Source organism: Pseudoalteromonas sp. TB41, from assembly GCF_000497975.1.
In the GTDB taxonomy this organism is placed as follows: domain Bacteria; phylum Pseudomonadota; class Gammaproteobacteria; order Enterobacterales; family Alteromonadaceae; genus Pseudoalteromonas; species Pseudoalteromonas tetraodonis.
In genome coordinates, this window is the sequence record NZ_AUTH01000046.1 from 51335 (window position 1) to 78028 (window position 26694).

21 protein-coding genes and 1 pseudogene are annotated in these 26694 nt (G+C 40.2%); 14 read left to right on the top strand and 8 right to left on the bottom strand.

Annotated elements, in window-relative coordinates:
- Nucleotides 1–26: 26 nt before the first annotated feature.
- Together L641_RS0107230 and L641_RS0107235 are read right to left on the bottom strand one after the other, a co-directional pair.
- Nucleotides 27–1079, bottom strand: a complete 1053-nt coding sequence (locus L641_RS0107230; RefSeq protein WP_024601546.1) for an aldo/keto reductase — start codon at nt 1077–1079, stop codon at nt 27–29.
- A 12-nt stretch (nt 1080–1091) separates the two neighbouring features.
- Complete coding sequence (locus L641_RS0107235; RefSeq protein ID WP_024601547.1) at nt 1092–1523, bottom strand: thioesterase family protein; 432 nt, start codon at nt 1521–1523, stop codon at nt 1092–1094.
- Nucleotides 1524–1839: 316 nt separating this feature from the next.
- Between L641_RS0107235 and L641_RS23375 the strand changes: the two genes are divergently transcribed.
- The 3 genes from L641_RS23375 to L641_RS0107250 all read left to right on the top strand — a co-directional run bounded on the left by L641_RS23375 (nt 1840) and on the right by L641_RS0107250 (nt 4790).
- Nucleotides 1840–2016 (top strand): hypothetical protein, encoded by a 177-nt coding sequence (locus L641_RS23375; protein ID WP_013464196.1) that lies wholly within the window; start codon nt 1840–1842, stop codon nt 2014–2016.
- 72 nt (nt 2017–2088) lie between these two features.
- Nucleotides 2089–3144 (top strand): DNA polymerase IV, encoded by a 1056-nt coding sequence (dinB, locus tag L641_RS0107245; RefSeq protein WP_024601548.1) that lies wholly within the window; start codon nt 2089–2091, stop codon nt 3142–3144.
- Nucleotides 3145–3254: 110 nt separating this feature from the next.
- A complete protein-coding gene (locus L641_RS0107250) occupies nt 3255–4790 on the top strand; it encodes a leucyl aminopeptidase family protein (protein WP_024601549.1) in 1536 nt (511 codons plus the stop codon).
- Between the two features lie 80 nt (nt 4791–4870).
- Here L641_RS0107250 and L641_RS0107255 read toward each other — a convergent pair whose 3' ends face one another.
- Together L641_RS0107255 and L641_RS0107260 are read right to left on the bottom strand one after the other, a co-directional pair.
- A complete protein-coding gene (locus L641_RS0107255) occupies nt 4871–6508 on the bottom strand; it encodes a methyl-accepting chemotaxis protein (protein WP_024601550.1) in 1638 nt (545 codons plus the stop codon).
- A gap of 273 nt (nt 6509–6781) precedes the next feature.
- Nucleotides 6782–9007 carry a DPP IV N-terminal domain-containing protein gene (locus L641_RS0107260; RefSeq protein ID WP_024601551.1) on the bottom strand — a complete coding sequence of 742 codons (2226 nt, stop codon included), beginning with the start codon at nt 9005–9007 and terminating at the stop codon, nt 6782–6784.
- Between the two features lie 107 nt (nt 9008–9114).
- Between L641_RS0107260 and L641_RS0107265 the strand changes: the two genes are divergently transcribed.
- Nucleotides 9115–9513 carry an HIT family protein gene (locus L641_RS0107265; RefSeq protein ID WP_024601552.1) on the top strand — a complete coding sequence of 133 codons (399 nt, stop codon included), beginning with the start codon at nt 9115–9117 and terminating at the stop codon, nt 9511–9513.
- 31 nt (nt 9514–9544) lie between these two features.
- The gene (locus tag L641_RS0107270; RefSeq protein WP_024601553.1) at nt 9545–10075 is read left to right on the top strand and encodes a hypothetical protein; all 531 of its coding nucleotides are present in this window, start codon (nt 9545–9547) and stop codon (nt 10073–10075) included.
- A gap of 63 nt (nt 10076–10138) precedes the next feature.
- Here L641_RS0107270 and L641_RS0107275 read toward each other — a convergent pair whose 3' ends face one another.
- Nucleotides 10139–11839 carry a hypothetical protein gene (locus L641_RS0107275; protein WP_013464222.1) on the bottom strand — a complete coding sequence of 567 codons (1701 nt, stop codon included), beginning with the start codon at nt 11837–11839 and terminating at the stop codon, nt 10139–10141.
- A gap of 281 nt (nt 11840–12120) precedes the next feature.
- On the opposite strand from L641_RS0107275, the gene L641_RS0107280 reads away from it, so the two are divergent.
- Nucleotides 12121–12960 (top strand): HDOD domain-containing protein, encoded by an 840-nt coding sequence (locus tag L641_RS0107280; protein ID WP_024601554.1) that lies wholly within the window; start codon nt 12121–12123, stop codon nt 12958–12960.
- A 232-nt stretch (nt 12961–13192) separates the two neighbouring features.
- On the opposite strand, the gene rdgC is transcribed toward L641_RS0107280, so the two are convergent.
- Nucleotides 13193–14104 (bottom strand): recombination-associated protein RdgC, encoded by a 912-nt coding sequence (gene rdgC / locus L641_RS0107285; RefSeq protein ID WP_008111993.1) that lies wholly within the window; start codon nt 14102–14104, stop codon nt 13193–13195.
- A gap of 73 nt (nt 14105–14177) precedes the next feature.
- The gene (locus L641_RS0107290) at nt 14178–15944 is read right to left on the bottom strand and encodes an ATP-binding protein (RefSeq protein ID WP_013464224.1); all 1767 of its coding nucleotides are present in this window, start codon (nt 15942–15944) and stop codon (nt 14178–14180) included.
- A gap of 642 nt (nt 15945–16586) precedes the next feature.
- Here L641_RS0107290 and L641_RS0107295 point away from each other — a divergent pair.
- The 8 genes and pseudogenes from L641_RS0107295 to L641_RS0107330 all read left to right on the top strand — a co-directional run.
- On the top strand, nt 16587–16955 hold the full coding sequence (locus L641_RS0107295; RefSeq protein WP_024601555.1) for a response regulator: 369 nt from the start codon (nt 16587–16589) through the stop codon (nt 16953–16955).
- Between the two features lie 230 nt (nt 16956–17185).
- Nucleotides 17186–19603 (top strand): bifunctional aspartate kinase/homoserine dehydrogenase I, encoded by a 2418-nt coding sequence (gene thrA / locus L641_RS0107300; RefSeq protein ID WP_024601556.1) that lies wholly within the window; start codon nt 17186–17188, stop codon nt 19601–19603.
- A gap of 9 nt (nt 19604–19612) precedes the next feature.
- Nucleotides 19613–20548 carry a homoserine kinase gene (thrB, locus tag L641_RS0107305; RefSeq protein WP_024601557.1) on the top strand — a complete coding sequence of 312 codons (936 nt, stop codon included), beginning with the start codon at nt 19613–19615 and terminating at the stop codon, nt 20546–20548.
- An 11-nt stretch (nt 20549–20559) separates the two neighbouring features.
- Nucleotides 20560–21843 (top strand): threonine synthase, encoded by a 1284-nt coding sequence (thrC, locus tag L641_RS0107310; protein ID WP_024601558.1) that lies wholly within the window; start codon nt 20560–20562, stop codon nt 21841–21843.
- A 268-nt stretch (nt 21844–22111) separates the two neighbouring features.
- Nucleotides 22112–23368 carry a serine hydroxymethyltransferase gene (glyA, locus tag L641_RS0107315; RefSeq protein WP_013464229.1) on the top strand — a complete coding sequence of 419 codons (1257 nt, stop codon included), beginning with the start codon at nt 22112–22114 and terminating at the stop codon, nt 23366–23368.
- Nucleotides 23369–23475: 107 nt separating this feature from the next.
- A complete protein-coding gene (gene nrdR / locus L641_RS0107320) occupies nt 23476–23925 on the top strand; it encodes a transcriptional regulator NrdR (protein WP_010390928.1) in 450 nt (149 codons plus the stop codon).
- 2 nt (nt 23926–23927) lie between these two features.
- A complete protein-coding gene (gene ribD / locus L641_RS0107325) occupies nt 23928–25055 on the top strand; it encodes a bifunctional diaminohydroxyphosphoribosylaminopyrimidine deaminase/5-amino-6-(5-phosphoribosylamino)uracil reductase RibD (RefSeq protein WP_024601559.1) in 1128 nt (375 codons plus the stop codon).
- Nucleotides 25056–25079: 24 nt separating this feature from the next.
- Nucleotides 25080–25409: pseudogene (locus L641_RS0107330) on the top strand (hypothetical protein); the annotation flags it as partial.
- Nucleotides 25410–25577: 168 nt separating this feature from the next.
- On the opposite strand, the gene L641_RS0107335 reads toward L641_RS0107330, so the two are convergent.
- Nucleotides 25578–26615, bottom strand: a complete 1038-nt coding sequence (locus L641_RS0107335; RefSeq protein WP_024600855.1) for an IS110 family transposase — start codon at nt 26613–26615, stop codon at nt 25578–25580.
- Between the last annotated feature and the right edge of the window lie 79 nt (nt 26616–26694).

The following is a 26694-nucleotide window of genomic DNA, read 5'->3' on the forward strand; positions in this document are numbered from 1 at the left end:
TAACATTTACCCTTTGCTTAATTTCATTAGTAAGGCATTGGATTATTTCTAAATATGATATCAATCGCTGATAACACGTCATCGCTCAGTGTTAGGTCAAACGCATCAATGTCTTCCTTTAATTGCGCCATAGTAGTGGCACCAATAATAGATGATGTCACTCCATCAACTTGATTACACCAAGCCAGCGCTAATTGAGCTGGGGTGATAGCGTGTGCATGGGCAAGTTCAACATACTCTTTGGTCGCCTGTTGTGATTGTGGCGTATCACGAAAAATACCGTTACGCTGCATAAATGTCCAGCGGGAGTCTTCAGGGCGTGCTCCATTTAGGTATTTACCGGTTAATAGCCCTGCGGCCAATGGTGACCAAGGTAAATAAGCAATATCTTCATGTACACATTGTTCTATTAAATAAGGCCAATCTTTGGCATGTACTAGGCTAAACTCGTTTTGGATTGACACCATTTTTGGCAAGTTATGCTCTTTTGATAAATTTAAAAATTGGCTAATTCCCCAAGGCGTATCATCAGAAAGCCCACAATGCTTAATTTTTCCTGCTTTAACACACGCATCTAACCCCTCTAAAATATCAAGCATATCAGCGGTGTGTTGTTCTGCATCGACATCAGTAAATTTAAGCATGCCAGGCCATTGCCTTGCAAAATGAGGAGTGCAACGATTTGGCCAATGTAATTGGTATAAGTCAATATAATCTGTTTGTAAGCGCTTTAGAGACTGATCAACGGCATCAATAACAGCTTGGCGAGTAATATCACCGCCATCACGGATCCATGAAAGCCCATTACCGGCAATTTTAGTTGCAATAACAATGTCTTTTCGTTTTTGTGAATTACGTGCTATCCAATTGCCTATAATTTCTTCTGTTTTACCGTAGGTATCGGGAGAGGGAGGAACAGCATACATTTCTGCTGTATCAATAAAGTTCACACCCTGCTCAAGCGCATAGGCTATCTGTTGGTCGGCATCATGCTGAGTGTTTTGTACTCCCCAGGTCATGCTACCTAAACACACTCTTGAAACGCTAACACCACTACTGCCTAATTGACTATATTGCATTGCTAATCCTAATTATTCGGTTTGAGAGTTTGCTTTTAAAGCCGATAACAATGGCTCAGTGATCGTGGCTTTTTGGCCTGTTTTAAAGTCAAACATCACCACTTTTGACATGCCGGTGGTTGTTATCGCGTTTTGCGCATGACTAAACACACTGTAGTTCATTACAAATCGGTCAGATTTAATATCACTAATGGTAATACCTACGCTCAATGTGTCGGGAAAGGTAACGGGACGCTTATAGCGAATATTATTTTCACTGATCACAGGCCCCGTGGCTTTAGCATTAATAGTATCAAATAAATTTAATTTATTTAAAAAATCGATTCTGGCTATTTCAAAATAACGCAGGTAAACACAGTTATTAACATGCTGTAGGGCATCCATATCGCCCCATGCTACAGTGATATCGGTATGAATAGGGTGTTGTTGTTTAAACGTTTCCATGTATTTATTGCTCTTAGTTTTAAAGCATTTAGATTAGCAATATGGTCGGATGAGCTCAAGGGAATTATAACTAGGGATGGAGCTACTCTGTATTGCCCTCATGGATATAAATAAGGGACGTAAGCAGGACATGGAAGCTTTGCGCTTTTTTTATTTAAACAATTAGGCTATAAACCTCGCGCCGTGAGTAAACTGCCTCAGATTGAACAAACCTTAACCTTAAAAGAACAACAGTACTAAATAAAAACCCTTGAGTAAAAATTGTACCTCTTTAAATTCATGGCTATAGTAACTATTAACACACAAGGAGATAACTATGCAGAATATAATTAATTGGTTATTGGCATGCACCGTTTTTATAGCGTCGTTTACTTGTTACGCTATGGGTAATGAGGCTGGGGCAATTGTTTTGATTTTATTAGGCTTTTCTTTAGAAATTTTATTTTGGATGTATTGTTTTAATAAGCCAAAGAAAAGTAAACGCTCTTTTTAAGCAATAACATGCTTGCTAATTAAAAGTGATTCCACAATAATGGCTGTATAAATAAACAGTTGTTATTGTGTGATGAAAAAGTTTATTCATATAGATATGGACTGCTTTTATGCGGCCGTAGAAATGCGCGACAATCCTAAGCTTGCAAGCGTACCGCTGGCAATTGGCGGAAATAGTCGCCGTGGAGTGATCTCTACCGCTAACTATATTGCTAGAGAGTATGGGGTGCGCTCTGCTATGTCTAACTATCATGCCAAACAGCTTTGCCCTGACTTAGTTATTGTGCCTGGCAGAATGGCTGTTTATAAACAAGTATCGACACAGATCCGCGCCATTTTTAACCGCTATACTGACCTTGTAGAACCTCTTTCGCTTGATGAAGCATATTTAGATGTGAGCCATAGTACTGCTTTTAAAGGTAGTGCAACGTTAATTGCTGAGCAAATTCGTACCGATATTTTTAATACCACAGGACTGACTGCATCTGCAGGGATTGCCCCAATTAAATTTATAGCCAAAATTGCTAGTGATGAAAATAAGCCCAATGGCCAATTTGTAGTATTGCCTGAGCAGGTTGACTCGTTTTTAGCCCAATTGCCATTAGGTAAAATTCCAGGGGTGGGTAAAGTAACTCTAGAAAAGCTTAATTTAAAAGGGTTATACACGGGGCAAGATGTGCGCGAAAAAGGGGCTAATTGGATGCAACAGCATGTGGGTAATTTTGGTGTGTCGTTATATCAAAAGTGCATGGGTGAGCATATAGGGCGCGTTTCCACCGAGCGGGTACGTAAGTCATTGAGTGTGGAACATACTTATGAATACAACAAAAACAGCCTAGATGAATGCCTTGAACAATTACCGCAACTGTTAGATGAACTCGTGGTTCGATTAAATAAACAGCAACTACAACATAAAATTAATAAATTAAGTGTTAAAGTTAAATTTGCTAATTTTGTAGTGACCTCAGCAGATCAAGCTGCGCATCAATTAAACACGGCTATTTTTAAAGAGTTACTCGCCAAAGCCTATCAACGTGGATTACAACAACCGGTGCGCTTATTAGGAATTGGCGTGGGTATTAAAAATCAACCAGAGCATAATTTACAGCTCAGTATTTTAAATGTGTAAAACGTGTAACTCCAAGTTGCCAGTAAATATGCAGGTTATCGCAGTTCACTGGTTATAAATTGCTAAATAAATAATAATAGGGACTACGTTTTCTAACAGGATCCTTTTTTATGGCATATCCAAAAGCAGTACTGGCTAAGCCGGTAAGTGCAAGCCTAGATTGTACATCGCATGATGCACTTATTATTATCAGCAACGACTTTTCTCATTTACCAAATACGCCACTGCGTGATGCAATTTTAGACCAAGCCCAAGTAGACTCTCGCATAGGCAATCAAGTCACCTTGTTAGTGATTGCCGGTAAACGTGTCGTGTTAGCGCCAACAGGCCCTTTAAACAGAGATTATGACGACGTTCGTCGTTATTTTGATGCAGCCAAATTAGCCATTAATGAGGCAAAAGCATCAGGTAGTGTTAACCCTGCTATTTATTTACCCGCTTTAAATACGGATAGCCGTTATCAACATGCTCTTGAAGTGGCTTACTTAGGCGCATGCCAAGCATTATGGCAACCCCTAGAAGCGCGTGAGTTTCATGGTCAAGGTATTGAACCTATTACTCAAATAGGCTTAATTGATGCCAATGAGCAAACAATCAAAGCAGTCAATGCGTTAGCTGCGGGGCAATATGCCGCACGTGATTTATGTGGCACCGAGCCTGAACGCATGGCCCCCCCACGTTTTGCTGATTATTGTACTGAGTTATTTGAAAACAGTGCGGTGAGCGTTGATGTGATTGATGATTTAGCTGCCATTGATAAGCATTACCCCATGCTAAGTACCGTTGCTCGCGCATCGTATGCGGTAGAGCGCCATCATCCACGCGTTGTTAAACTTGAATACGTGCCTGAGGGCGAAGTAACCCGAACACTGATGTTTGTTGGTAAAGGTTTAGTCTATGACACGGGCGGTGCAGATTTAAAAGTCGGTGGTTTTATGGCGGGCATGAGCCGCGATAAAGGCGGTGCGGCCTCGGTTGCTGGATTTATGAAAGCAGTAGCCGATTATCAGCCTAAAGGGGTTAAAGTGATTGCCTTTTTAGCGGTTGTACGTAACTCCATTGGTTCAGATTGTTTTGTCCCTGATGAAATAATTACTAGCCGTGAAGGTGTGCGAGTACGTATTGGTAATACCGATGCCGAAGGGCGTTTAGCTATGGGGGATTTACTTAGTGAAATGAAAGATTTAGCTAAAAATGAAATAAATCCAACGTTGTTTACAGTGGCAACCTTAACAGGGCACGCTGCGCGCGCGATGGGGCCTTATGGCGCATATGTTGAGAATGGGCCCGCGCGTAGTGCTAATATTTCACGCCAATTAGCCGATTGTGGTGATTTATGGGCTGACGGTGCTGAAGTGTCGCGTTCACGCCGTGAAGATTATGATTTTATAAAACCACGCACTTTAGCTGACGATGTGCTTTCTAGTAATAATGTGGCTTCTGCTGTCACTGCGCGCGGCCATCAATTCCCTATGGCATTTTTAGCTGTGGTAGGTGGATTAGATAAGCATGGCAGTGAATCTACTTTACCACTTCCTTATGTACATATGGATATTGCTGGTAGTGGCGTTGAAGGCGGCGACTGGCAACATGGTAAACCAACTGCAGCGGCAGTTAGCAGTTTATTTGCCCGCTATTGTTTATAATTTTCTATAAATAATCCTAAAAAGCCCTGAAAATCAGGGCTTTTTAATTGGTGGAAGATATTTATTACCCGGAGTTAAGGTTAACTAAGCTTAAAGCGCGATACCACGCTTGATAACTCAACACTGCTTTGTTTGAGTTTGTCGCTAGCGCGAGTTAAATCTTTGGTGTTACCCAATGATTGCTCAGTAGATTGTGATAAATCGTTAATTCTTAAATTCACCTCGTCTGCGGCTGATGTTTGCTGCTCTGTGGCGCGAGCAATTTGGCCGTTCATATCGGTGATCACCGATACCAGCCTGTCTATTTCATCAAGTGATTCATTAGCTGAAGAGGCTTGTTCAACCGTAGAAATAGAAATCTCTTGGCTAGATTTTACCGCTTCAACTGCAGCTTTAGCCCCTTCTTGCAGCTTAGCTATCATAGCTTGAATCTCATCAGTGCTTTTACCTGTCCGGCTGGCAAGTGTTCTTACTTCGTCGGCTACAACTGCAAAGCCTCTTCCATGTTCACCTGCTCTTGCTGCTTCAATAGCTGCGTTTAGCGCTAACAGATTGGTTTGTTCAGCAATGCTTCTAATAACATCAAGTACCGAGCCAATATTATTACTCTCTTGAGCAAGGTCGGCGGTCACTTTGCTCACGGTTTCTATATTACTAGAGAGGGTTTCAATGGCGGTAATGGTTTTCGACACTACATTTTTACCCGTTGATGCATTACTAGCAGCATCATTTGCGGCTTGCTCAGCAGCTTCGGCATTACGGCTAACATCATGAATTTGATGAGTCATTTGCTCCATTGCCGCGGCTACTTGGGTGCTACTGTCGTTTTGAAGCTCAATAAACGACTGGCTGGTTTTGCTAGAATCATCGACTGCATGGGCATGCTCGTTTACATCGTTTGCGCTTTTGGCAACCAGCACCAAAGACTCCCTAATTTTAGAGACAAACAAGTTAAATGACCGCGACAGCTGAGATATTTCATCATTGCCATTTTCGTTGAGAGTACGGGTTAAATCCCCCTCACCTTGAGAGATATCTTTCATCATTTCTGCTGCTAAACGAGTCGGCGTTAAAATACTGCGACCAATAAAGTAGCTAAAAAGTACGACAACGACGATCATAATCATTACATTGATAACGATAATAGTACGTTGCTGCGAAAAGGTGTTGTCTATGGTATCAAGGTAAACGCCCGAGCCGATGATCCATTGCCATTGATTAAAGCCTTTTACATACGCAATTTTATCTACGGGTTTGTCGCTGCTGGGTTTTGGCCACTTGTAAGGCACATAGCCTTCGCCGGATTTTTTAACAACATCAACCATTTCAACAAATAAAGGGGTGCCATCAGGGTCTTTATTATTCGTTAAATCTTTCCCTTCAAGGGCTGGTTTAATTGGGTGCATTACCATGGCTGGCTGATAATTGTTGATCCAAAAATAGTTAGTATCATCGTAACGCAATGAGCGTATTGAGGCCATCGCTTGAGATTGTGCTTGTGCACGAGTGAGTGTTTGACTTTGTTCAAGCGCTGCGTAGTGTGTAATGATGCTATAAGCAGTTTCCACCACATTTTTAGTTTTTAGATATTGCTCATTTTTAAGCGATTTATATTGATTACTTAAACTTGAAATACTCAATACAATTAAACCAAAAATTACAATTCCTACTAAAATGGCTAAACGTTGAAATATAGTAAAACGACGGAGGTTTGGCATATGCATGTTCCCGTATTAGAGCATTATTTCTCTTAAATAAGCATAGTTAAAATATAGGCTAATACGGTTTTATTTTCCTTATATTGTATTTTTAATACTCTCTTTATTAACTAGTATGCGTAAATACAATAAAAAGGATAGGCCGAACTTTTACTTAACGGGTGCTTATAATGAATTTAATTATTGTTTGTTGACGTTTCAATATAGCTTATCTGCATAAAAAAAGGCTGATACTTGTATCAGCCTTTAGTCGAATAATTAACCCAGTTTTAGTTACTTTGTATTAAAATTACGGTTAAAGAAGTTTGTAATAGTTTGATGTAAATGAGTTTGAACTTGTTTACCGCGAAGGCTATGTTTTGAGCCCGGGTAAGTCATCATTTCAAACTGTTGATTGTTATCTTGCAGCTGTTTAAACAATTTAGTGGCATGGGTAAATAATACGTTGTCATCGGCCATGCCATGGTAAATCATTAATGGGCCTTTTAAGCCTTCAGCGTATGGGAACACAGCACTGTCGATATAGCCTTGGGCATTAGTATCTGGGTGACCCAAATAGCGCTCGGTGTAATGGGTGTCGTATAGAGCCCAGTCGGTAACCGGAGCACCAGATACACCCGCGCTAAAGTAATCGCCTGCTTTAAACATAGTCATCAGCGCCATATAACCGCCATAGCTGTGGCCATAAATACCAATGCGAGCAGGGTCTACGTAATCAAGGGTACGTAAAAACTCAACGCCTTTAATTTGATCCGCCACTTCTACAACGCCTAAGTGCTTATAAATTGCATCTTCAAACTTTTTACCGCGATTGTAAGATCCTCGGTTATCGAGTTGAAAAATTACATAACCTTGTTGCGCCATGTATTGAAAGTATAAGTTTTTGCTGCGCCAGCTATTGGTTACTCGCTGAGCATGAGGACCACCGTAAACGTTGACAATAACCGGATGCTTTTTACCCTTTGCCATGTTTGCTGGTTTAAATAAACGGTAATGCATAATTTGGCCGTCTTCAGCGGTAATTGTTCCGTATTCGGGCTGGGCTAAATCAGTTAGATACGGGGTAAGTGGGTGAGAGTCATCAAGCTTATTCTCTTCAAGCCACGTAATAAACTCACCATTAATTTTGCGCAGTGCAGCTGAATTTGGCTTATTAACCGATGAGCTATTATCAATGAAAGTTTTATTATCTTTCGCTAGAACGACATTATGGTATTGGCCTTTTTCAGTAATGCGCTTCATAGCCCCTTTTTTAAATAAAGGCGCACTGTATAAATGGCTCTCTAGCGGGGTATCTTTACGTGCAGCAAAGTAAACAACGCCATTTTTTTCATCTATCCCTTTTAGGCTATCTACGACCCAATCACCTGCGGTAATCTGGCGGATAAGTTGGCCGTTATTACGATATAAATAAAGGTGCTTAAATCCATCGCGCTCTGAGGCCCATACAAAATGCTTTTTATCTTTTAAAAATTCAAGGTCAAAATGCAAGTTGATCCAGGTATCACTTTTTTCAGTTAAAGCAACGGTTTGCTGTTTTGTTTTAGTGTTGTAAAAACGTAGTTCTAAGTTATGTTGCGAGCGGTTTTGCCATTGATAAGAGAGCGTATTGCTGTCGTTTAGCCACTTAGCGCGGGCAATATAAATATCTTTATCGTCGCCTAAGTCAATCCAGTCAACTGCTTGATCATTAAGCTTTACCACCCCAAGTTGAATGTCAACATTATTGGTGCCAGTAAATGGATAACGCTGGTTAAATAGTTTTACTTCATCAGCATAAATTTCGTTACGAATCGCTTCTTGAACAGGGCTTTCATCAACGCGAGTAAAGGCGATTTTAGATTCATCATTTGCCCACCAATAACCGGTCATACGGCTCATTTCTTCTTGCGCCACAAATTCGGCCATGCCGTTTTTAATTACGCCACCGCCATCTTTACTTAACTGAATTTCTTTACCTGAAGCCAGCTCTAGTGCATATAGGTTTTGCTCTCGGATAAAGGATACGAAATTTCCTTTTGGAGAAAAACGCGCATCGGTTTCAAATGCGTCTGTGTTAGTCAGCTTTTTACTATTTTTAGCATCTAAGTCATAGTAATAAAGATCGCCATTAAGAGGGAATAACAGTGCTTTCCCATCTTTTGACCATTTATATTCAAGGATACCTTTTCCAAAAATACGTTGGCGTTCGCGGCGTGCTTTTTCTTCATCGGAGAGATTTTCTGGGCCTGAAAATAACTGCGCCGAATTAACTAACAACCGGTTGGTATTATCTTTTAAATTATATTCCCATAAATCGTAGCGGTTATAGTCATCGGTTTTACCTTGTAAGTAGGTAACCCGGCTACCATCAGGCGAAAACTTAAGTTGTACCGGAGATTTGCCTGCTAAGCTCGGATCATCAAATATACGCTCAAGCGTTAGCGGCTCAGCTTCTGCGCTTAATGCGCCCGCGAGTAGGGGAATTGCCAGTGAGAGGTGTTTTAGTTTTTTTAACACAGGATTGCCTTTACTTACATAAAATTATCTCGATGGTAAAGCACAAGCGTGTGCAACTGCAACTAAATGCTATAAAGTGTGCGGTAAAATAATCTAAGGACTTTAACATGAGCAAAACATCATTTACCTTAGCACCTGAACTGAAAAGAGATTGTATTGAACTGGCTGATTGGCCACTTTGTAAGGTGTTACTATTAAACGACAGCCAATATCCTTGGTTTGTATTGGTCCCCAGAATAGCGGGCTTAAAAGAGATTATTGATTTAACCGAGCAGCAACAAATTACTTATTTACACGAGTCAGCGAAACTCAGTCATTTGTTAATGGAGGTGTTTAATCCTGATAAGTTAAATGTAGCCGCGTTGGGTAATATGGTGCCACAACTACATATTCATCATATCGCGCGTTTTAAAACAGATATTGCGTGGCCTGCGCCGGTATGGGGCAAGTTTCCGAGTGTGCCTTATACTCATGAGCAGATAGGGCAATTAAAAGCGCATTTTTAAAAATCAAAATGAGTTACTTTGAGGGGATAGTATGAAATTAATCAAACAACTCTGTACAAGTGTATTTATTGCAGCCATTGCAGTGTCAGCATTGATAGCGGGCGAGCAGCCAGTAGCTGTAGATGTGGTAAATAACGCTAATATTAAAAACTTTGCAGCACATAACAACTTAGTTTTTTCAGCAGCGCAACCGACTGATGAGCAGTTTAAGCAACTATCGCAAGCTAAGGTGAAGCACGTTATTAATTTACGTGCAGCAGATGAGCAAGACTGGGATGAAGGCGCGTTAGTCAATTCTTTAGGAATGAATTACCACGCAATTGAGATTGCAGGTGCACAAGATGTAAACATCGACAATGCAAAAAGATTAGCTAGCCTTTTAGAAGAACTTAAAGGTGAGTCAGTGGTTGTTCATTGTGCGAGCAGTAATCGTGTTGGTGCGCTAATGGCTATTTCAGCCCATCAACAAGGTGCAGATATAGAGTCTGCGGTTGAAACCGGTAAGCAGTGGGGAATGGCAAGCCTTGAGCCGGTTGTTCGTAAAGTGATGAGTGATAAATAATTCAAATAATAAAAAAAGCGTTACAGTGTAACGCTTTTTTTATGTGAGCTAATTTAGCGCATATTAATTAAGGCCAAGTACATCTTTACCTTGTTTGAAGGTTACATCTACAGGGATGTTCGCTTTGCTTAACTTTTCTAAATCTTTAGCTAGTTCCGCTTTAATATCGCCATGAGTTGCAATCAGTTGATCAACTTTTTCGTAATCACCGTCACCTTGCAGGGTTAAAATAAGGCGCGATAATTTAGCCATAGCGTCGCCCATTTTATCCATGTTAATGCTATACAAGCCGTCTTCATTTTTAGAGAAGGCACCTTCTTGAGCAAAAAAGTTAAAGCGGATCATATTTGCTTTACCATGTGCACTTGAAGCACCAAAGCGCACTGAGCGGAAAATACCCGCCATAAAAGTGGTGTAGTAATCTTCTAACGTCCCTTCAGTGATTTCCCCTTTTTTAAGTAACTGTTCAACCATGTATAAACCAAGAATATCGGCTTTACCTTCTTCCAAGGCGCTAGCGTGCTCTTGAAGTGATTGGCGAACAGTACCTTTACCCGTTATGGTGTTTTTAATTCCTAAACCGTGAGCTACTTCATGGAACATAGTGTTAGCAAAAAATGCATCAAAGGTAATGTGTTTACGTTGCTCTGGCACAATTAACTGCTCTGCGATAGGGACTAAAATTTTATCAAACTTCGCTCGCATTGCATTTTTAAGCTGTAAGCGACGTGTGCCTTTTTCTAGCTGGACTTGCTCATCATTGGGTAAGTTAATTGCAATGGTTTTACTGCCGGCATTTGAGTGCCCAGCATAATAAACAACATCGTAGGCATTTAAGTCAGCATCTGATCCTGGTACTTCTTGCTTATACTTGCTATCTACAGGTAAACCTTTTTGTAGTTCAGGTAAAAAGGCAGCAAATTTAGCCAGGCGTTCGCTCCATTTTAAATCTTTAATTAGTACATACGATTCATAGGCAGCACGGTAACCAAATAATTGGTCTTCGTAGTTTTCAATTGGGCCAATAACAACATCGATAGGATTATTTTTCATATCCATCCAAGCAAAGTCAGAGGCTTGGAAATCATCGCTTTGTATTGCGTCAGCTCGTAAGTTTAGGTAGTTGGCAAATTCTTTGTCGTCAGCTAATTTGCTAGCGTCTCTAAGTAACTTAGCTGCTTGGGCAAGTTCTACGGCATATTCTTCTGAATAAGGCGTGCTGTATAAATTACCTAGTTCATCGCGTTTAATAAGTGAGTAAAGCCCTGTTTTATCTTTTACATCAGCGTTATTAAGCTCTTCTTTGGTGATGTCGGCCGGATAAAAACCTGCCCCAAGCGGCTTTTCTTTGTAGCCAGATAAAAATACTTCATCGCCATTTAAGCGATCCCATGGGCCGTAGTTTATATCTGCAAACTGACGTACTTTTTCATCATCTAATTGTGCTAAAAAGCTTTGTTTATCTTCACCAAATGCTTGTTTCCAAAATAAATCGTCCATAATTTTTGAAGCATCAATAAGCTTGGCAACCATGGCTTTTTGGTTCTCAGATAAGTGTGACAAATCGCTTTGTAAGCTAAAGTCTGTGTATATGTCTAAGCGTTGACGGTCAATATTAACGAGTGTTGGCCCTGAAGGCGCTTGAGAAGCCGTTGGCGCTGAGCTTTGCGGCGTATTGTTTGAAGACGGTGCTTGCTCAGAACAGGCACTAAGAAAAACGATGCCAGAGAGCAGTATTGCTTGGCTAATTTTATTTAAGATCATTATATTGCCTTTAAAAAGTCTATTTTATAACTTGTATACTGTAAGTTAAGGTACTGAATGAGTATTAGTGTGCCTTAGCATGCTTGCATTAAAGCAAAACATACTAGCAAATAGCAAGTATTAGACGTTAGAGTGCACTAATGAGGGGCCGCTGGTAAATAATCAATAATTATCTACAATTCTTTCTATTTTAGGTATATGTTTAATACTACTAAGCTTTGAAATAATTAATAATATAAGACTTGCTGTAAAGTGTAGGTCATTAAGCAAAGGGATATTTTATGTCTACAGAAAATGCCTTACTCACTATTTTAGTTGACAGAATTAACAACGACACACTGGTGTTGCCTACGTTACCTGAGGTAGCGATTAAGGTTCGCCAAGCCGCAGATAACCCCGATGTTAATTTGATGCAAATGTCAGATGTGATAGCACATGATCCTGCATTGTCGGCGCGGATGATCAAAGTCGCAAATAGTGCAATTATGGGCCGAGCTGTAAAGGTGTCTAACTTGCACCAAGCCGTTACACGTATTGGGCTTAGGCAAATAAAAAATATTGCCACAGCCATGGCGATGGAGCAGTTATTTGTATCTAACAACGAGTTAATAAAAGGCTACATGGGAAAGGCGTGGCATAAAACGCTGCATGTGGCCTCGCACTCTATTTCATTAATGGAGTTTTACTTAAAAAGAAATACCCATACATCGCTAAATCGCGATGCCATTACATTAGCTTCATTAGTTTATAATATTGGGGTGTTACCCATTTTAACTGAAGCAGAGCGTCACCCTGAAGTGTTTGCAAGCCCCAGCTTTTTAGCCCATGCGATTCAACGTTTAAGTGGTAAAATTGGTGGTTCAATCATGAAAGCGTGGGAATTTCCTGATGTGTTTGTTGAGGTCGCGCAGCACTGGGCAGATGTGAATCATCGTACTGCTGAGGTGAGTTATATCGACTTCATTCGTGTTGGTGCAATCCTTGAGGGAACCTTACAAGTATCTGATAAGTCAGCAGCGCTGCAAACGTATATTGATAAAGGCATATTTTCTTCATTAGAAATGTTAGAGAGTGAAGAGTATTTGCATATGGTTGAAGACGTAAAAGAAATGTTTAGTTAATACCAATTTTATTAAAAACATGATTATTCTAGCGTATTAAATAATCCGCTACCTGCGTTAAAAATTATTTATATAGAACAACTATATATCATAATTTTTGCCTTGTTATCGACTTATTTCTTTGTCGCTATAATAGATCACTAATTTAATGTAATTGGTATAACTTGTTTTTGAACAATAAAAAGCACGATTAATATCGTGCTTTTATTTTTAATACTATTTAATAAAGCTTTTACGCTAAATCGTCAGCATCACCTAAGCCCTGTGTAAGCTCTTCTAGCAATTGCTTAATTTCTTCAGATGCAAGAATAAAATCAGCATCTAGTTTAACCGCCATATCTTCTTTAGGAATATCGGCATTTTCTTCTTTAAGTGTTTCTGAATAGCTTAAACGTTTAATTGAGCCATCGTTTTGTAGCATAAATTTAACGCGCTCTTGCCAATCAAGGGCAAGCTTAGTAACGCGCTTACCACTTTCAAGGTGCGACTTCACTTCGTCACACGATAGGTCATGGCCTTTGAGTTTTACCTGAGCACCACTGTCATCAGCTTCTTCAAGTTCAGCGTCTGATCCAATTGCAAAGCCCTCTGGAGTACTAAAGTTAGTAAGCCAGTCAGTTAAAAATACGTCTAAATCATAATTAGCAAACGCAGGAACAACGGGTAATGTCCCTAATGATTTACGTAATAGAGCAAGTAGTTCCTCTGCTTTATTAAAGCTTGCACTATTAACTACCACCCACCCATTTTCTTGGTCTATAAAAGCAAACTGCAAGCTCGATTTTTTAAATGCTTGTGGCAATAAGGTGTGTAAGATGTTTTCTTTTAGTTCATCTTTTTCTTTTTTCTTTACTGGGCGATTTTCTTCGGCTTCAATCTGATCAACTTTTTCTGCTACCAGCTCATTTATTACCGAGGCTGGTAATACTTTTTCTTCACGTTTAGCGCACACTAAAATACTTTTTTGTGAGAAATGAGAAAGAGTTTCACCATGTTTACCAAATGCTTTTGTCCAACCAAATGTTGCCAACTCTTGGCCAGTACAAGGACGAAATAGATCTTGCTCTAATGCCTTATCAAAGTCTTCTTGTGTGTATGAAACGTCTTGTTTAAAGCGATAGCATATAAGGTTACTAAACCACATAGGGGAATGATCCATTTAAAAAATTTGTGCAATCATAGCAATAAAAGCCGCTTCTAGAAACGGCTGATTTAGCTTAATCGAGTTTAAAAAGTGGCAGGGGAGATGACATGTTTTTAGGGAACGAAATACGGTAGTGTAACCCTTGCCCAGGCTCACTACTTACTTCAATTTTACCATTGAGCGTTTGTTTTACTAAATTAAAAATAATATGGGCACCTAAGCCGCTGCCACCCTCATCACGCTTGGTGGTAAAAAATGGGTCAAATAAACGCTTTAGTTGAGCCGGTTTTAAACCTAAACCGTTATCTTGATAATTAATGATGAGGTCGTTTTCATCAGTATTTACATCTATGGTGATTTGGCCGCTGTTTATATTTTCAAAACCATGCACTAATGAGTTCATAATTAGGTTCGTAAATATTTGACTAATGACTCCCGCAGGTAAGTTAATAATTAAATCATCTGGGCAATGTAGACGAATGCTGTGAGATGTTTTTTTAATTTGTGGGTGCAAAGAGCGTATAACTTCGTTGATGTAGTCTTTAAAATTAATTGTTCTTAGAGCTTCACTGGCCTGATCTACCGCAATTTGTTTAAAGCTGGTTATTAAATCTGAGGCACGTTCTAAGTTGTGAGAGAGTAGTTGAGCGCTTTGCGCTGCATCATTAATAAAGCCTTCTAAAGCCGCAGACGATAATGATTTATTTTTATACGCAGTTTCTATTTCGGTTAATCGCTCTTGTAAAAAAGAGGTGGCAGTAACGCCAATACCAATAGGGGTATTAATTTCATGAGTGATCCCCGCCACTAAGCCGCCTAATACCGCCATTTTTTCTGAGCCAACCAGTTGCTCTTGCGCAAAGCTTAATTCATCGAGCGAGCTTTGCAGCTGAGTTTGCTTGCTTAACAGTTCTTGTTCGGTTTGCTTTCGTAAATCGACTTCTTCTGTTAATACTGCTTTTTGTCGCTCTAGTTCATATTTTTGTTGCTGTAGATCGATCATTGCTTGGCTTAAATTTGATGTTTTACGCGCAACATCCTGTTCAAGTTGTAAGTTTTGTTGATCCAGTTTTTGATTGCTTTCAATTAGGTCATGCTGAGTTTGTTTTAACTCTTTTTTATACTCAACAACCTTCGAAATCAGATTGTTAAAAGAGCGTTCCATTACTTTAAGCTCGTTATTTTCATCGGTGACTATTTTAACCTGTTGACCATCAAGCTCTTCTAACTCAAGGTATTCAATTTGCTCGGTTAATTGAGTAAGGGGCTCGGTGAGTAACTTTCTAAATGCAATTAAAAATAAGATGATTAAAAAAGTTGTTTTAATCATGGCATTACCAATCAAAAAGTAGATAGAGAGCATAATGCGACTAAAAATTACATCGCGACTAGAAAATAAAGTAACATCGCCTACTTGCGTTGCTCGTCCTGAAAACTCAAAAATAAGTGGAAATGTATAGCCAAATAAACCGGCTTTGGTGTCCTCTACCATGACATCTTCTTGCACAAGTTGCTGACTGTAAAGATTGTGAATATTTAGTGCGCGGCCTAATTGAGAAATAATAGCGCCATTATCGTCACGAATAATAACCCCCTCAACCATAGGTATATCGAGTAACCCCTCTGCGGTTGTGGTGGTTTGCTTTATATTTAGCTCCCAAATTGCTCTGGTTAAACTTCTACCAAAGGTCTTTTGTAATGTGCCAAGTTCATCGCGTATGTAATCTTTAGTATTGACGTACTCTGCGAAAATTTGCCCGCAGGTCACCACAAAGGTCAGTATAAAATAAACTGATAAAACCCGAGTGAGTAACTTTGTTGAAAGACTTTTTTGCGGCATGGGAGGCTTATATTTCCTTAAATTATTCAACTGTTAATGTACGCTTATAAACATTAGTTAATAAATGATTAAAAATAAACATATATTTTATAATATTGCTATTTAGCGTTGTTAAATAAGCAATCATTCTGTTCTATATGTATTGGGTTTCTATTTGAGAACCGTTGGTTTGGATAGGCTGTTTTTTACTTGGAAATAGTTAATTTACTAGGGTCTGTTGATCTTTGCGGATTAGAATTTGTTCAAACTAGGGGCTGTTTAATCGCGGCGCGAGGTTTGTAACCTAGTGGGCTAAGTAAAAACCGAGCAACAAAGAGTAAATCGCCCCTAGGCAGAACCCTTAGGGCAGCGCCTGTTTGGCATTGATGCTACGTTATCGCCTATTTATGGGGAATAACCACACCACATAGGCTCCGCCTTGCCTAAATACCAAACAAACTGCTGCAAATTCAACCTTGAAAGATCAACAGACCCTAATTTGTATTGTGCAATTAAGCATTTTATTGATAACGTTAATAAAAGTTACAATAAATAATCTGCTCGTTGCTAATTTGGTTATAATTTTGACTGTTGCGGATTGGGCAACCAACTAATTTTACAGTGGGTTTAGGTGTTTTGTATGAGTTTAATTAATGAGTCATTATGATGCGTTTTTCTATTTTAGTCTGTGATGATTCCACCGTTGCTCGCAAACAGGTAATGCGCTGTTTAAAAGAATGTATTGATGCCGATATTCAGCAAGCAACTAACGGTAAAGAGGCGTTGGAGCAATTGCGTCAAAGGCATTTCGATCTCCTGTGTCTTGATTTAACCATGCCTGAAGTTGATGGTATTGAAGTACTTGAGCAAATCAAAATTTCTAAAATAGAGTCTTATGTATTAGTGATCTCTGCTGATATCCAACAAAAAATGCAAGCACGTGTCGCGCAACTAGGCGCAATCGATTTTATTCATAAGCCAATTAATAAAACGCAACTGAGTACAGTTTTGCATAAGTTTGGCATTTATTAATAAAATTCATGATGAAAAAGACTGTTTTATCTGCTAATTTAAGGTTGACAGAATAGCCTGTGTTAAGGCAGTCTTAAGCTTATGAAAACATTTAGTCTTGTAACGACCATTATTATTACAACCACCATTCTTACTGGATAGTGGCATAGGTCGGTGCAACAAATTTAAAGGCCTGTGTTCACTTAGAACACAGGCCTTTTTTCGTTTTATGGAATGAGGAAACATAAAAAATGCGCGTATTAAAATTTGGCGGCTCATCGCTCGCTGATTTTGCCTGTTTAGAGCAAGTTGCTGCACTCGCTAAGGCACAATTAAAAGATGAAATGTTACTGGTACTGTCAGCCCCAGGTGGCATGACTGACTCGTTAGTTAATTTAGCTAGTATTGCAGAGCAGGGGCATGACTTTAGCGAACAATGGCATTCACTGACTAGCCGATGCAACATGCTCAAAGCAGCGGTAGAGGAAAAGCAAGGAGCAGTTCAAAACTGGCCTGACTTTAACGAACTTAAAAATAAGCTTGATGGTATTGCACTGATAAAGTGCTGCCCTGATCAGGTCAGAGCGTTCATTATTAGCTTTGGTGAGCGTGTTAGCGTATCGCTAATGCAAAGTCTATTAGCCGATCATAACGCGCATTATTTACAAGCAACAGATTGTATTGTTTCAACCGGCGGATACATAGACGCAGAAGCGGATTTAGTGGCCAGTAAGGCACGTTTTCAAGCCGTGTTAAAAGAATCCCCTGCGACGGTTTACATTATGCCTGGTTTTACTGCAAGTAATGATGAAGGGGAGCTCACAACGCTTGGTCGTAATGGATCTGACTACTCGGCGGCGATTGCTGCGGCGTGTTTAGAGGCGCAAGTGTGCCAAATATGGACTGACGTTGATGGTGTATACAGCGCCGATCCGCGTTATATCAAAAAAGCCACTAAGGTTGATTTCCTATCTTATAAAGAAGCGATGGAACTTTCTTATTTTGGCGCTAAAGTATTGCACCCTAAAACTATCTTACCGTGTGCAAAAGCAGGGGTGCCATGCGAAATTAAAAACACCCATAACCCAGATGCGCAAGGCTCGCTAATTAGTAACGATACGGTATCTGATGAACCAGTAAAAGCACTCTCAAGCCTACAAAATTTAGCTATGCTAACCGTTTCAGGCCCAGGCATGAAAGGTAAAGTAGGCATGGCATCTAAGGTATTTAATGCATTGGCACATGATAACGTGTCAATTGTACTCATTACCCAGTCATCATGTGAATTTAGCATTAGCTTTTGTGTGCATGAAAGCGATTTAAATCTAGCGTTAAGTGCGTTGCAAGTAGCCTTTGACTTAGAGTCAAAAGCGGGGCTCATTGAGCCGGTAAATGTGCAACGTAATTTAGCAATAGTAACGTTAGTCGGTGATAACATGCGTGCCCATAAGGGGTTAGCGGCTAAGTTTTTTGCATCGCTTGCACAAGCGCAAGTAAACATTGTTGCCATAGCGCAAGATTCAACAGAAAGTGCTATTTCAGCCGTTATTGATGGTGAATTATGTAATGACGCGGTTAAAATTTGCCATGAAAACTTCTTTACTCATGTGCCTTCAATTGATGTGTTTTTATTGGGCTGTGGCTTAGTCGGCCAAGAGCTAATTAACCAACTTGAGCGTCAACAAGCATGGCTTGAAAAGCGTAATATTAAATTAAACCTATATGGTGTTGCCAACTCTCGTCAATTACACCTTGATGGTGAGGGGATTGCGTTTGATGATTGGCAGCAAAAACTGGCGCAGTCAGAGCAAGCGTTTGATTTAAAACTGGTCGAGCAGTTTGTTAAGCAAAATCATTTAGTTAATCCAGTGCTAGTTGACTGTACTTCATCAGATGCCTTGGCTGCACAATATGTAGATTTTTTAAATGCAGGTTTTCATGTCGTGGCTGCCAATAAAAAAGCCACCACGAGTTCATATACGTATTACCAAGATTTAATTGCAGCAACACATAAAAATAATCGTAAGTTTTTATACGAAACTAACGTAGGTGCAGGTTTACCTGTAATTGATAACTTGCAATCGTTGTTTGGTGCAGGTGATGAGTTACTTGAGTTTAGTGGTATTTTATCAGGCTCGCTTTCATACATGTTTGGTGCACTAGAAGATGGTCTATCACTTTCTGAAGCAACAATTAAAGCCAAAGAAAGCGGGTTTACAGAGCCCGATCCGCGCGATGACTTATCGGGAACTGACGTAGCACGTAAATTACTGATCATTGCACGTGAAGCCGGTATGAAATTAGAGCTTAGCGATATTGAAGTGGAGTCGGTTTTACCGCCAGGTTTTGCCCAAGGTGACAATGTTGAGCAGTTTATGGCGAAATTACCTAGCTTAGATGCTGGTTTTAACGACCGTGTTCAAAGTGCAGCAAGTGAAGGTAAAGTACTTCGCTACGTAGGCACAATTAAAAATGGTCACTGTAAGGTCGGAATCGAAGCCGTGGATTCATCACATGCATTGAATGTTATTCGTGATGGTGAAAATGCGCTGGCTATTTTAAGCCAATACTACCAACCGCGTCCGTTTGTAATTCGTGGTTATGGGGCAGGCTCTGCAGTAACGGCTGCGGGTGTATTTGCAGACATCTTAAAAACATTATCTCGCTAGGAGTCAGTCATGATTGAAGTATATGCTCCGGCGTCTATTGGTAATTTTGCCGTTGGCTTTGATGCGCTGGGCGCCGCACTTGCGCCCATTGATGGCGATTTATTAGGTGATGTGGCGGTTGTTAGTGCCGCATCGAGTGATGAATTTATTTGTACTGGCGACTACGCACATAAGTTACCTAGTGATGCGCAAGAAAATTTAGCATATCAGTGTTTAGTGCACTTTAGAGCGCATGTTGCGCCTGATATGCCTGCGGTAAAGCTCGAACTTAGGAAAAATTTGCCGATTGGTTCGGGATTAGGCTCAAGTGCCTGCTCTGTGGTGGCGACATTTGCAGCACTGGATAAATTTGCCAAAACTAATTTAAGCCAAGTAGAGCTCATTGAGCTTATGGCAGATTTTGAAGCCGTTGTAAGTGGGGGGCGCCATTACGATAACATCACACCGTGTTATTTAGGCGGCTTACAGCTAACCGGTGATTTAATTCCTGATAAATCTATTGCTTTACCTGTTGATGAAAACTGGTATTACGTCGCCGCATTTCCGGGCTTTTCGCTCAATACCGCAAAAGCGCGCTCTGTTTTACCAAAAGAGCTAAGTATGCATGCCGGGGTTGAGTTTGCTCAGCGTTTATCGGCGTTTAGTAGCTTACTGTTAACAGGGCGTTTTGATGATGCATTAAGCATTATGAAAGACGAAATAGCAGAGCCATACCGTGCGCCACTTATAAGCGGCTTTAGTGATGCCAAAGCAAGCTTACCAGCACTGGGTGCTGAAGTTGTGAGTATTTCAGGCGCAGGGCCGACCTTGTTTAGTGTATGTAAAACGCTTGAAGCGGCAGAGCAATGCGCGCAGTGGCTAGAGGAAAATTACATCAACGAACAAGGCTTTTGTCATATTTGTAAATTAGATAACGACGGCACGCGTCAATTAAATGTTTTATAGGAAAAAGAGTCATGCAATTACATAATTTAAAAGAATATTCACAAAAAGTGTCGTTTGTTGAAGCTGTAAAAACAGGACTAGGGCGTAATCAAGGTGTGTTTTTTCCAGAGTCGTTAGCGCCATTAAGTGATGTTGATGCATTACTAGATATGGACTTTATTACTCGCAGCGGCAAAATTTTATCGCACCTTATTGGTGACGAGCTACCAAGTGATACTGTTGCCCAGATGGTTAAGAATGCGTTTAACTTTCCGGTTAAGCTGGTGGAAGTTGAAGATAATACCTATTGCTTAGAGTTATTTCACGGGCCAACACTGGCATTTAAAGATTTTGGTGGCCGTTTTATGGCCGAGTGCTTGGCGCAATTTAATCAAGGTGAAAAAGTCACTATTTTAACTGCAACATCGGGTGATACCGGGGCTGCCGTAGCGCATGCTTTTTATAACAAACCAAATATTGATGTCGTTATTTTATACCCTAAAGGTAAAATTTCATTAGCGCAGCAAAAGTTATTTACAACGCTTGGTGACAACATTCATTGTTATGCGATTGAGGGTAGTTTTGATGATTGCCAAGAGTTGGTTAAAAAGTCATTTTTAGATGAAGAGCTAAAATCGAAGTTAGGTTTAAACTCAGCAAATTCAATTAATATTAGCCGTTTAGTCGCGCAGGTGTGTTATTACTTTGAAGCCATTGCACAGCTGCCAAAAGAAAAGCGTGCTACAGCGCATATTTCAGTACCGAGTGGTAACTTTGGTAATGTGTGTGCGGCTATGATTGGCGCTGTTATTGGTATGCCAGTTGGTAAACTAAGTGCGACTACAAACCAAAACGACACAGTACCGCGCTTTATGCTTGATAAAAATTGGACGCCTAATGCGACAATTGAATCGCTTTCAAATGCAATGGATGTGAGTAAACCTAATAACTGGCCACGTGTGCAATCAATGTTAGATAATAACTGGTTTAGTTATGATAACTTTTATTCGGTGAGTGTTGATGAGCAGCAAACACAAACAGTGATGAAAAAAATTCAACAGCTTGGCTATATTGCAGAGCCTCACACCGCAATTGCTTACCAAGGTCTTGTAGAAAATAAGGCGGCAGATGCTGTGGGGATTTTTTTAGCGACTGCGCATCCGGCCAAATTTAAAGACAGCGTTGAGGATATCCTTAATGTTGAATTAGATATGCCAAAGCCGTTAGCTGATGCATTAGCAAAACCGTGTTTAGCCACTGATATGCACAACGATTATGATGTTTTGCGTACAGAATTGTTTAAAAAGCTTGCCTAAAAAAGGCAGATAATAAAAGCGGCTTAGGCCGCTTTTTTTGTTTATTTATGCATCGCTTTAGACATAACGCATAAGCTATATAAATGTAGTAAATAAAATTCATTTAAAATTGTTATTAGTTTATAAAAAAATATCATCATCAAAATGCTGTGAAATAGTTTCAATCCCTGTTTAAATATCCTCAACTTAAGAGCGTAGGCAAAACGTCGTTTTAAGCGTACAATAAAGCCTCTAAAAAATACCCATACACGTTGCCCAGGAGACCCCAATGTTAGAACGTAGCATGAATATTTCGGACTTTGATCCAGAGTTATTTGACGCGATGAGCAAAGAAACATCACGTCAGGAAGAGCATATTGAGTTAATTGCATCTGAAAACTACTGTAGCCCACGCGTACTTGAAGCGCAGGGTTCTCAGCTGACTAACAAATACGCTGAAGGTTACCCGGGCAAACGTTACTACGGTGGCTGTGAGCACGTAGACGTGGTTGAGCAACTTGCTATTGACCGCGCAAATGAATTATTTGGTACAGATTACGCAAACGTACAGCCTCATGCCGGTTCACAAGCGAATGCTGCTGTTTTCCAAGCTCTTTTAAGCCCACTTGATACTGTATTAGGCATGAGCCTAGCGCACGGTGGTCATTTAACGCACGGCTCACACGTTAACTTCTCTGGTAAAACATACAACGCAATTCAGTATGGCCTTAACGAAGAAACTGGCGAAATTGATTACGCACAAGTTGAAGCGTTAGCACTTGAGCACAAACCAAAAATGATCATTGCTGGTTTTTCTGCATACTCAGGTATTGTTGATTGGGCTAAGTTCCGTGAAATTGCAGACAAAGTAGGTGCTTACTTATTTGTTGATATGGCGCACGTTGCAGGTTTAATTGCTGCGGGTGTTTACCCAAGCCCAGTGCCATTTGCTCACGTTGTAACAACCACAACACACAAAACATTAGCGGGTCCTCGCGGTGGTTTAATCATCTCTGCGTGTGGCGATGAAGAAATTTACAAAAAGCTAAACAGCGCTGTTTTCCCAGGTGGCCAAGGTGGTCCTTTATGTCATGTTATTGCTGCTAAAGCGGTTGCATTTAAAGAAGCACTTCAACCTGAGTTTAAAACATACCAAGCACAAGTTGTTAAAAATGCACAAGCAATGGTTGCGGTATTACAAGAGCGCGGCTACAAAGTAGTATCGGGTAAAACTGACAACCACTTATTCTTACTTGATTTAATCGACAAAGATATCACAGGTAAAGATGCAGATGCTGCCCTAGGTAATGCGAATATCACGGTTAACAAAAACTCAGTACCGAACGATCCACGTTCACCATTTGTTACCTCTGGTCTGCGTATTGGTTCACCAGCAATCACTCGTCGTGGCTTTAAAGAAGCTGAATCAAAAGAGTTAGCGGGCTGGATCTGTGATGTACTAGACAACATCGAAGATGAGTCAGTACAAGCGCAAGTAAAAGAAAAAGTGAAAGCAATTTGTGCAAAATTACCTGTTTACGCTTAATCCAAGAGTAAAATAGTAATTTAGATCACAACTGCACACATTTTTGTTATGATAATGGCCGCTATGATAGCGGCCATTTTTTGTTTTTAAAACGGAAACACACAGTTATGCATTGCCCTTTTTGCACCGCCAAAGATACTAAAGTTATTGATTCTCGCCTTGTAGGTGGGGGACACCAAGTACGTAGACGTCGTGAATGTAATGAATGCCACGAACGATTTACCACCTTTGAAGGGGCTGAATTAGTGATGCCACGGGTCATCAAGCAAGATGGCAGCCGCGAACCGTTTAATGAAGATAAGTTACTAAATGGCTTAACTCGCGCCCTCGAAAAACGCCCCGTAAGCACTGAGCAAGTTGATGAAGTGGTTAATATTATTAAGTCGCAGTTACGTGCCACTGGCGAACGCGAGGTGTCTAGCCATTTGGTGGGTGAGTGCATTATGGAAGCGCTTAAAAAGTTAGATAAAGTGGCTTATGTAAGATTTGCCTCTGTGTATCGCTCGTTTGAAGATATACGCGAATTTGGTGAAGAAATAGCCCGCTTAGGGGAATAGTAATGACCAAGCAAAGTTCGTTTTCAGAGGATGATAAACGCTACATGGCCCGCGCTATTGAACTGGCAAAAAAAGGGCGCTTTACCACCACTCCTAATCCTAATGTTGGCTGCGTACTCGTAAAGAATAATAAAGTAATAGGTGAAGGATTTCATCGGTTAGCGGGCCAAGGTCATGCAGAGGTAAACGCACTGGCTATGGCTGGCGAAAATGCAAAAGGCGCAACCGCTTATGTAACACTTGAGCCTTGCAGTCATTATGGTCGAACACCGCCATGTGCTGAAGGGCTAAAAGTAGCCGGTGTTAAAAAAGTGATTGCCGCAATGGTTGACAGCAACCCGCAAGTTGCAGGCAAAGGTCTGAAAATTTTAGCGGATGCTGGTATAGAAGTTGCTCACGGATTACTTGAAGCGCAAGCTCGCGCATTAAACCTTGGGTTTTTTAAGCGCATGGAGCAGGGGTTACCCTTTGTGACTTGCAAAATGGCCGCCAGTATTGATGGTAAAACGGCGCTTAAAAACGGCCAAAGTAAATGGATAACAGGCCCCGCTGCGCGCCAAGATGTGCAACTATACCGAGCACAAAACTGTGCAATTTTAACCGGTGCCGATACGGTATTAATGGATGATGCAAAATTAAATGTGCGCCCAGAAGAGTTACCGTATTCTTTACCAACTGATTTACCACTGCGCCAACCGGTTCGCGTTGTTATTGACTCACAAAATAGACTTACCCCTGATCTTGCCTTATTTTCAATTCAAAGTGAGGTGATAATATTTACCACCAAGGTTGATAAATCGCATCAGTGGCCTCATTTTGTTAAACAGATTGAAGTACCTGAAAATAATAATAAAGTAGATTTACTGGCCGTGTTAAACACGCTAGCCCAATTGCAGTTTAATAATGTGTGGCTAGAGGCCGGAGCAACACTGGCTGGCAAAATGACAGAACTTGATTTAATTGATGAGTTTGTTTTTTACATTGCCCCTAAATTAATGGGCTGCGATGCTAAAAGTTTACTGAATTTCCCAGAGTTAATGAGTATGCAAAATACCATTAATTTAACTTTTAATGAGTGTGTGCCAATTGGTGATGATTTACGTATCACAGCACTAAAAAAAGCTCATTAATCATTTTATATAAAGAGTAGCACTATGTTTACTGGAATAGTTGAAGCGACAGGTAAAATTGCGTTATTACAAAAAAAACAAGGTGATTTAGCTATTCGTATCCAAAGTAAAAACCTTGATATGAGTGATGTTAAGTTAGGTGACAGTATTGCAACTAATGGTGTCTGCCTGACGGTTGTTGATAAGCATATTGATGGCTTTAGTGCTGACTTATCAAATGAAACGATTAGCTTAACGGGATTTGCACATTACGCATTAGGGCAAACCGTTAATCTAGAAAAGGCGATGCAACCTGTCTCGCGCCTTATATGGACTCCCCGTTTTTTGTCAACGAAGTATTTATTAAATAAAGATTAGATGCTGGCTTATATACGGACTCTATTTGGGGAGCTACCCCTGGTCACTTTAATGTATTCGCCCCTTTATGACTTTTCTCGGTGGCGGTATTTTATACCTAGGCACGGAACAGTCTCTTAAAGGTCAGTCTTACCCTGATTTTAAACGCTCTTTGTTGACAAAAATTTAAGCCGTTAATAACGTTGGCTGATAACATTCGTTTTTCTTTAGCATTGCAAATGCGGTTCTGATTGTTTTATTAGCCAATGCTATCGCTGCCACTTTTTTACCACGCCTTGCAATTAACTTTTTAAGCCATTCGTCTTTTTCTGTACGGCTCGCTCTTTTTACAACATGTGTGACAACAGCTAGTGCACCTTGATATAACGTGCTACGTAACTTTTTATTTGCCGATGTTCTTGAAATTGAGCCAATTCTTTCTTTGCCACCAGAGCTATGCTGAACTGGCGTTAAACCAGCGCAGGCTGATGCTTCCCGCCCATTTTTAAAGTGTTCTATACAACTAAAGTAAACTTTCAACATCATTGAACCTACAGGCCCAACACCTTCCAGTTTTTGAAGTCGCTCGCATACCTCATCATTTTTGATTTCTTCTTCAATGAGCTTTTCTAGCTCTCTAATTTCTTTCATAACACTTTTGAATTGTTCATTCATTATTTTTAGAGACGCTCTAAATGCCATAGGTACATCTAAATTTGTATCTTCGAGCAGACTTTCCACTGCATCAATCAACTTATTATCTGATTTAGCTATTGGGATACCAAGTTCCAACAAGCAACCTCGTTGCAGATTCCCCAAGGCTACTTTTTGCTTTACAAAGTGCTCTCTCATTGCTGACATGGCTTGTAAGCACTGCTCATTTATGCTTAATAATCTACTCGGTTTAACTGTTGGTTGTTGAGCTGCAATACCAATAGCTAAAGCATCATTCGCATCCGTTTTTTGGCCTTGTCTAAATGCTTTTACAACCCGTGCAGACATTGGCTTAACTGTATGGCCTGCCTCTTTCGCTTTTCTTGCCCAATAATGCGTGCCACCACATGACTCCATCGCCACTAATGACTGCTTTTCTGACGCCAATAATTGAAGTAGCTTTTGTCGCGATACTTCTTTGTTGTATATAACCTGTCGATCTTGACCTATTTTACAAACTTGATAATTATTTTTTGCTAAATCAATCGCAATAACGTTAAGATTCATCATGTATGGACTCCTTTAGTAAAAGTTTTGTCACTTATTACGTTACCCCTCGATGGGAGGGGAGTCCATACATCTCGGTGGT